Annotated in this window: 6 protein-coding genes; 4 read left to right on the forward strand and 2 right to left on the reverse strand. The window is 71.0% G+C overall.

Annotated elements, in window-relative coordinates; translation table 11 throughout:
* On the forward strand, positions 1 to 329 hold a 329-nt coding region (locus IZR01_RS46690), incomplete at its 5' end, for a hypothetical protein (protein ID WP_194927592.1).
* Between the two features lie 83 nt (positions 330 to 412).
* Here the strand turns inward: IZR01_RS46690 and IZR01_RS53905 are convergent.
* The gene (locus IZR01_RS53905; protein ID WP_194927593.1) at positions 413 to 2,791 is read right to left on the reverse strand and encodes an SGNH/GDSL hydrolase family protein; all 2,379 of its coding nucleotides are present in this window, start codon (positions 2,789 to 2,791) and stop codon (positions 413 to 415) included.
* 68 nt (positions 2,792 to 2,859) lie between these two features.
* Positions 2,860 to 3,756, reverse strand: a complete 897-nt coding sequence (locus IZR01_RS46700; RefSeq protein WP_194927594.1) for a hypothetical protein — start codon at positions 3,754 to 3,756, stop codon at positions 2,860 to 2,862.
* 178 nt (positions 3,757 to 3,934) lie between these two features.
* On the opposite strand from IZR01_RS46700, the gene IZR01_RS46705 reads away from it, so the two are divergent.
* From IZR01_RS46705 to IZR01_RS46715, 3 genes are read left to right on the forward strand one after another with little or no spacing between them, the layout of a single operon-like run.
* A complete protein-coding gene (locus tag IZR01_RS46705; protein ID WP_194893132.1) occupies positions 3,935 to 4,132 on the forward strand; it encodes a DUF6229 family protein in 198 nt (65 codons plus the stop codon).
* 7 nt (positions 4,133 to 4,139) lie between these two features.
* Positions 4,140 to 7,109 carry a type 2 lanthipeptide synthetase LanM family protein gene (locus IZR01_RS46710; protein ID WP_323747303.1) on the forward strand — a complete coding sequence of 990 codons (2,970 nt, stop codon included), beginning with the start codon at positions 4,140 to 4,142 and terminating at the stop codon, positions 7,107 to 7,109.
* Positions 7,110 to 7,147: 38 nt separating this feature from the next.
* Positions 7,148 to 7,459: a LysR substrate-binding domain-containing protein gene (locus IZR01_RS46715; RefSeq protein ID WP_228554270.1), complete on the forward strand. Its 312-nt coding sequence runs from the start codon at positions 7,148 to 7,150 to the stop codon at positions 7,457 to 7,459.
* The last annotated feature ends 59 nt before the right edge of the window (positions 7,460 to 7,518 follow it).

Raw genomic sequence — 7,518 nt, forward strand, 5'->3', positions numbered from 1 at the left:
GCTCCTTCGCCTCCGTCCTAGGCGGCGCCCCCGCCGCCGCAGTCGTCTTCGCCGGCGACGTCAACTCCCGCACCGCCAACGACCCCCGCATCCGCAACCTGGAAGCCCGCATCATGACCGCCACCGGCACCGACCGCGCAGCACTCACCGCAGAACTCGACGAACAACGCAGCTCAGTACGCGCCGAAAAACTCGGCGAAGTCGCCGCCGAATTCGACCGGGTGCACAGCATCCAGCGCGCGGTCGAGGTCGGCTCCGTCGACGAGGTCATCAAAGCCGCCGAACTACGACCGAAGATCATCTCAGCGATCGAAACGCGGCTGCCGTAGGAGCCGGGTTCACGTGGCGGCGGCTCCTGTAACCGCCGCCACCGGAACCCAGGACTTCGACAGAACTCACAACTCGAGCAACCTCACAGCTTCGACAGATCCACCGCGCCGGCCATCACCTGATACCCGGCCGCGCTCGGGTGCAGGTGGTCGCCGCTGTCGTAGGCGGCCAGGAGTTGCGCGGGGCTCGCGGGGTCCCGAACCGCGGCGTCGAAGTCCACGTATCCGTCGAATACGCCGCCGCTGTCTCGGACGAAGTTGTTCACCAGCTGACGTTGCGCCTCGTAGGCACTGGTCCAGGCGCTGTAGCCCTCGAATGGGGTCACCGTGCCGCCGATCACTGTGATGCCTTGGGCGTGTGCCTCGGCGGCGATCTGCTTCAGGCCGGTGATCACGGCGGCGGCGGAGGTGCCCGACTTGATGTCGTTGACGCCCTCCAGGATGATCAGGGTCTTGACTCCGCTCTGGCTCAGGACGTCGCGGTCCAGGCGGCTCACGGCGCTGATTCCGCCGTTGCCGGTGCCGTTCACGCCGGTGAAGTCGTCGCTGACCACCCGGTTGGCACTGATCCCCTCGTCGATGACGCCGCGGTGCGGGTAGGGGCTGGCCGCGAGGCGCCGCCACAGGTCGTTGGGCCAGCGGTCGTTGCCGTTGTAGGTCGAGCCGTAGCCGTCGGTGATCGAGTCGCCGAGTGCCACGACGGTGCCCACGGTCGGGCCGCTCGGCACCACGTCCACGCCGGACAGCAGCGTCCAGAAGCCGAAGGTGTTGTTCACCGGGTAGTTGCTGATGTCAGCGGTCTGATCCCCGGCTTCGTCAGCGGTCGAATACATGTCCTGGGTGCCGAGGCTGTGGATCGACTCCAGCTGCACCGTTCCCGGGAAGTAGACGCTGACCAGCAGGTTCGCGTCCGCCGGCACGGTGAACGGCACCGGGTCGCTCTCCGCCTGGCCGCCGGCCGGGATCGTCGTGGCCTGGTTGCCGGCGAAGGTCACCGTGACCGGCGCGCCGGTCGCCACCGAGGTGCTGCTCTGCACCGCGACCGTCACGTGCCCGACCGAGACCGGCACGCCGACGAACGCGTTGTCCAACCGCAGCCGCACCTGCGAGCCGCCGACGCTGGAGTGCTCGACCATCCGCAGCGTGCGGTCGGTCCACGGCCCCGGCACCAGCCCGTCGTCGGCCGCGGCGGCCCAGCTCCCGCTCCATGGCCCGGACGCGGCGCGCACGCCGAGCGCGAAGATGTGCAGCTCGTTCCCGGCGGGAGGGGAGGCGAGTGTCGGAAGCTTGAGCGAGGCCAGCGTCTTGCCCGCCGCGAGCGGCACCGACTCCACGTAGAGCTTCGCCGACGTCGCCGCCTGACCGCTCGCCTGGTTCCAGTGCGGCAAGGACACGGCCATCGTGTCGGTCGCCCCGGTGATCCAGTCGGGCGTGCCGATCGTGTAGTTCTGCGTGCTGCCGTCGGTGTAGGTCAGCGTCCCGGATCCGGAGGCGGCACCCTCGGTGCTCGTGGCCAGGAAACTCAGGGCACTGCCGGCGGCCGAGTAAGAGATCCGCTGCCCGGCGGCCACCACGTTGTCCGGCTGCCCGGCCGCGACCTGCGGCAGCGTCAGCGTCGCGGCGCCGGCCCTCACCTGCGCGCCCGGCGTCCAGCCGGCGGCGGTCAGGTCCTGCTGCGAGAAGCTGTCGCCCTGGCCGTCCAGATTCGCGCCGGTGACGTCGGCGTCGTCGCTGATCCCGACGTTGTCGAACGCGGACGCCAGATCGGCCACCGGGGCGGTCGGGGCGAACGCCGCCGCGAAAACGTGCATGGCCGAGCCGCTGCCGCCGGTCGCGTTCGGCAACGTCACCGACGCCACGGCCTGGCCCGAGACCAGCGGGACCGTCGTCAGATACAGGCTCACCTGGTGCACCTGCTGGCCGCCGCTGCCGTTCCGGTACGGCGCCACGGCGGCGATCCCCACGGTCCCGCTCCACCAGTCCGGCACCGACATCGCAAAGCTCTGCGTCGTGCCGTCGGCGTAGGTCACGGTCCCGGTGCCGCCGGTGGTGCCGTCCGTGCTGGTCGCGACCAGATCCAGCGCACCGCCGGAGCCGCGGTCGGCGAACGTCTGCCCGGCGGCTACTGTGTTGTCGCTCTGGCCGGGCGCGATCTGCGGCACGGGCACCGTCGCGCCGTCGGCGAGGCTGAACACCGCGCCCGGCGACCATCCGTCGTCGGCGAGCGCCTGCGCGGAGAAGCTGTATCCGCCGCCGTCCAGGTTCCCGGCCGACGGCGCCGAGTCGTCGCTGATCCCGGCGTTGTCGAAGGTGGCCGGCAATCCGCTGGCGGTCGACGTCGGCGTCCGGGTCGAGGTCGCGGCACGCGCGGTGCCGTGCATGAGGCCTGCGGAGCTCAGGCACAGGGCGAACAAGAGCACTGCGGGCCGTCGGAGCCGGGCCCGCGCGGAGGGAACGTTCACATCGGGCAGTGTCGAAGCAGTCGAAGACGATGTCAATGATCTGTGATTGAGGCTGGGAACGTTACCGGCTATGGGATTCCGGTCACCAGAGCCAGCAACGGGGCGACCGGACCGTCGCCGATGGCGGCCAGATCCTCGACGGCCCGCCGCCGCTCCCACGGCTCGGCCTCGGCCGCCAGATCGGCGATCCGTTCGGCCATCGCTGGACCGATCTCCAGGTCACCGCCGGTCATCAGATCAGCCGCCACGCCGTGTGCGCCGCCGAGAAAGGCCCGGCCGTGCGCCCTCCGCTCGATCGCCCCGCACGCCCGCAACGCCTCCCAATCGCCCGCCGCGATCGCTTCCGCGGCCACCCGCGCCGCCTCCTGAGGATCGCTCAAGGCGCGGTAGCCGGCCGCGCCGCCGAGCACGAGGACCGCCCGGTGGATGGCGGTCAGCGAGGACAGCCTGGGCGCACCCAACTCGATCTCTTCAAGCGCCATGTCGACAGCCCGTGACCCCATCTGTTCGACGCGCGAGTCGAAGAGCTCTTTGGACTGCGTCCACGACTCCGCCACGACCCATTCGGCGGTCAGTTCGATGGCCTCGTCGGTGAGGTCGGCCCAGTCCGGCAACCCGCTGCCCGTCACCGCGCGCCAGGCCCGTTCAACCGCCTCCGGCTCGTCCCGCGCCCGGCCCCGAACCAGGACCCTGATCTGCCCCAGCACCGGCGTCACGGGACACTCCCGCAGCCCGGCCGCCAGCCGGATCCCGTGCTCGACCTCGCCGTGCAGCGCCTGGTACCAGGCGTAGGCCAGGGTGATCCGGGCCCGCGAAACCTCGTCGGGCAGCCGGGCGATCGCGTCCTCCCATAGCGCCGGCACGTCTGCCACCAGGCCTTCGGCCGCCATCGCGTTGGCCCGATCGCCCAACGCCGCCGCCAGCGAGCGCATCGCGTCGCGGTCCGGAACCGCACTATCGGCCATGGTCTCCCTCGCTAGGTGTCAGAACTCTGTCAAACCTCGGACGGGGTGGCTATTTCCGGATGTTTATCCTTGTCAGCGCGCACCGTCAGATATATACAGAAACACATCGAGGCACGAACCAGAAGGCGATCCCCGGTTCGCGCTCCTCGCCTTTCCCCCCACACCCCGGAGGTCCCACATGCCCAAGACCGAAGTCCTCGACCGCACCGACCGGATCGTCCGCGAGTGGCTGAGCGCCGACGACCTCGACAGCCCGGCCGGCCCGCTGTTCACCGGCGGCAAGTACGCCGAGGCCGACATCATCGGCGCCGTCGTCGTGCTGACCCGCGGCACGTGCAGCTCCTGCACCGCCTCGCGCGGCGGCCAGTGCTGCTGACCCGCAGGTGACCTCCCGCTTCTCCGGTGAATTCGCCGGAGCCCTGGGCTGCCTGGCCGCGCCGATCTCGGCCGGCTTGGCGGCCCGGCTCGGCGACATCGCCGATCTGAGCGGCGGCGAACGCGCCGCGGTGGTCGAGGCGGCCGAGCGGGCCGTCATCGAGACGGTTCATCGGAAGGTCAGCAGGGTTCTGCTGCTCGAACTCAACGCGGCCCGGTTGTCCGGTCTGCTCACCTCCGACGATGCCGGCGAGCGCTGGTCGGAGTTCCTGGCGATCGCCGATGACACAGAGTTCTGGCACGGCCTCGGCGCGCGCTATCCGACCTTGGAACGTCGCCTGAACGCCGTCATGCAGCGTCGGGCCGACGCGGCCTTGGCCTTGGCCCAGCGGTTCGCCGCCGATCGCAGCTCTCTGGCATCCCTTGCGGCTACCGACCTCGGCGACCTGCGGCGCGTCGAGTTCGGCGAGCTGCGACGCGTCGAGTTCGGCGCGGGCGACAGCCATCGAGGCGGGCAATCGGTCGCGATTCTGGATCTGGGCGATGCCAAGCTCGTGTACAAGCCCCGGCCGGTCGAGGTCGACAAAGCTCTGGCCCGTTTGCTCGACACGGTGTTTCCGGATGTTCCGGCGGCCGAGCGCATTCGCGTGCCGGCCGTCATCGCGCGTGAGGGCTACGGCTGGAGTGAGTACATCCCGCATCGCTACTGCGCCTCCGATGCTGAACTGACCGCGTTCTACCGCGGGGTCGGGCACTGGCTGGCCGTGATGCGGCTGCTCGGCGGCAGCGACCTGCACACCGAGAACGTCATCGCACACGGCCCGGTACCGGTCGTCGTGGACTGCGAAACCCTGTTCAGCACCATCCCCGACGGACCGCCGTCCGGCCTCGGGCAGGCCGTGGACCTGGCGGCCAAGCTGGTCGACGAGACCGTGCTGCGCGTCGGCATGCTGCCCAGCCGCGGTGCGGCGCTGGGCTGGCGGGGCGTGGACTCCTCCTCGGTCGGCGCGCTGCCGGACGAGCAGCCCGCCGGGCAGGTCCCGGTGATTCTCGACGCCGGCACCGACCGCGCGCGCCTCGGATTCGCCGAGGCGACCCCCGAGCCCGCTGCCAGTTTGCCCAGCCCGAAGCCGGTCTTGGCCGACCATTGGGAGACGGTCGCCGCAGGGTTCGAAGAAGGCTCGGCCGCCTTGGCCGTAGCCGACGCCAGCGGCGTGCTGGAGCCCGCGGTGGCGGCATTCGGCGATTGCCGGATCCGTATGGTGCTGCGCGCGACTGACGTCTATGAGGAAGTCGCGCGGATGCTCTGGCACCCGGTCTCGCTGCACGACGAGGCCACTGCCGTGGAACGCGCCACCGAGCTGTTCGTCCAGATGGCGCGGCAATCGCCGGCGGCGCCTGGCGATCCGGACGTCATCGCCGCCGAGATCGACGATCTGCTGCACGGCGATATCCCGTACTTCGGCACCACGCCCCGCACCGGCCGGCTCACCGGCCCCGGCGGCACGCACTGGCTGCCGTCGCAGGACTTGGTCGCCGATGCACTGGCTCGATGGCGTAGCGCTGATCTCGGGGTCGATCGCAGTATCATTCGGGCGACGCTGGTGAGCGCGTATCTGAATGCTGATTGGACACCGAGCAAGGGACTGCGTCCTGTTCGCGCCGCTCGCCTCTCGGCCATCGACGCGCGTCGCAGGGCTCTGGCAGCCGGGCTGGTACGGCAGGTGCGGGACAGCGCGACGCGCGGAGCGGATGGCACGGCGACCTGGATCGCACCGGTGCTCAGTCTCACCGGCTGGGTGGTGCAGCCGCTGAGCCCCGATCTCTACAGCGGGCTGCCTGGCGTCGCGCTGCTGTTGGCCGGCTATCAGCACGAGACCGAGGGCGGCCGGGCCGATCCCATCGACGGCATCCCCGACTTGTTGGCCGCGACGCTACACACCATGCGCCTCGCCGCCGCGCACGCCGCGAAGCTACGCTCGGAGGGCGTAGCGCTGCGTCCGCGCGAGCCCGGCGGCTGGGTCGGGCTCGGGTCGGAGTTGTGGACGTGGCTCACGTTGCGACGGCTCGGCGCAGTCGGCGATGAAGGTCTCGACCAGGCCCGGACGCTGGCCGCCCTGATCCCGGACGCGATCGGCGACGCCGAGGAGTACGAACTGGTCTCGGGCCCCGCCGGTGCTGTGGTGCCGCTGCTCCAACTGGCGCGCGTGACCGGCGAACGGCAGTGGACTGAGACCGCCAGCCGGATCGGTTCGGTGCTGTGCGACGCCGCGCTGGCCAAGGAGGTCGGCGTCAGCTGGCCCACGACCCGCTGGCCCGGCGGCCTCGGCGGCTGCGCCCACGGCGCGTCCGGCATCGGCTGGGCTTTGGCCCGCTTGGCCCTGGCCACCGGCGACACCCGGACTGCCGATCACTCCCGCGTTGCCGATGGCTCCCGCGTTGCCGATGGCTCCCGGGCTGCTCGCGACGCCCGGGCTGCCGACGTGGCGCGCGCCGCCTTCGCCTTCGAAGAGTCCTGCTATGACCCGAAGGCCGGCGGCTGGCTGGACCTGCGCGAGATCGAGCCCGGCCTGACCGCCAACGCCTGGTGCCACGGCTCGGTCGGCATCGCCCTGACGCAGCTGGACTTGGCCCGGCGGGGCTGGCCGATCGCCGACGACCTGCTCCGGCGCGCCGCCCAAGCCGCCCACACCAACGGGATGGGCTGGAACCACACGCTGTGCCATGGCGATCTCGGTGTCTGGGAGCTGATGGAGGCCGCGCTGCGGGCCGACAGCGCTCCGCCGGGCGTGGACCGCGAGGGCTTCGAGGCGCACATCGTGACCAGTCTCGAAGAGAACGGTGCGATCAGCGGCATGGCTCGCGATGCGTTCTCCCCGGCGATGATGTCGGGGCTCGGCGGCGTGGCCTATCAGCTGCTGCGGATGGGTGCGGGGAACGAGTTGCCCTCGGTACTGGTGCTCGACGATCCGCTCTGAGCGCTGGTGCGGCGCCGCGTTGGCTGGTCAGCGGAACGCTGCGAGGCGACTTCCCAGCCGGCTACGGCAACCGCGCCGTGACCGATCGCGCGTTCGCCGCCGCCGGGCTCCAGCGCCACGTCGCCATCGAGATCACCGCGTTCGCCTCCGGCGCCGACTTCATCCGCCAGGGCCTGGGTATCGCGCTGCTGCCCCGAGGCGTCATCGTGCCCTGCGAGGACCTCGCCGCGCTGCCGGTGGCCGGCGCGGATCTCGACTGGCCCATCTCTTTGGCCACCCCCGGTGCCCGCCGCCTGAGCGCCGCCGCCCGGCTGTTCGAGCAGCTGGTCGTCGGCCAGCATCTACAGTGACCAAGCTGCGCCCCGACCTGGCGCCGGCTGTGGCTTCCGGTCTGAACTGAGCGCTGGGC

Source organism: Catenulispora pinisilvae (genome assembly GCF_015356865.1).
Classification (GTDB): domain Bacteria; phylum Actinomycetota; class Actinomycetes; order Streptomycetales; family Catenulisporaceae; genus Catenulispora; species Catenulispora pinisilvae.

Coding starts and splice junctions, on each gene's coding strand:
- IZR01_RS46700 (WP_194927594.1), bottom strand. CDS start 3,756: ATGGCCGATAGTGCGGTTCCGGACCGCGACGCGATGCGCTCGCTGGCG.
- IZR01_RS46705 (WP_194893132.1), top strand. CDS start 3,935: ATGCCCAAGACCGAAGTCCTCGACCGCACCGACCGGATCGTCCGCGAG.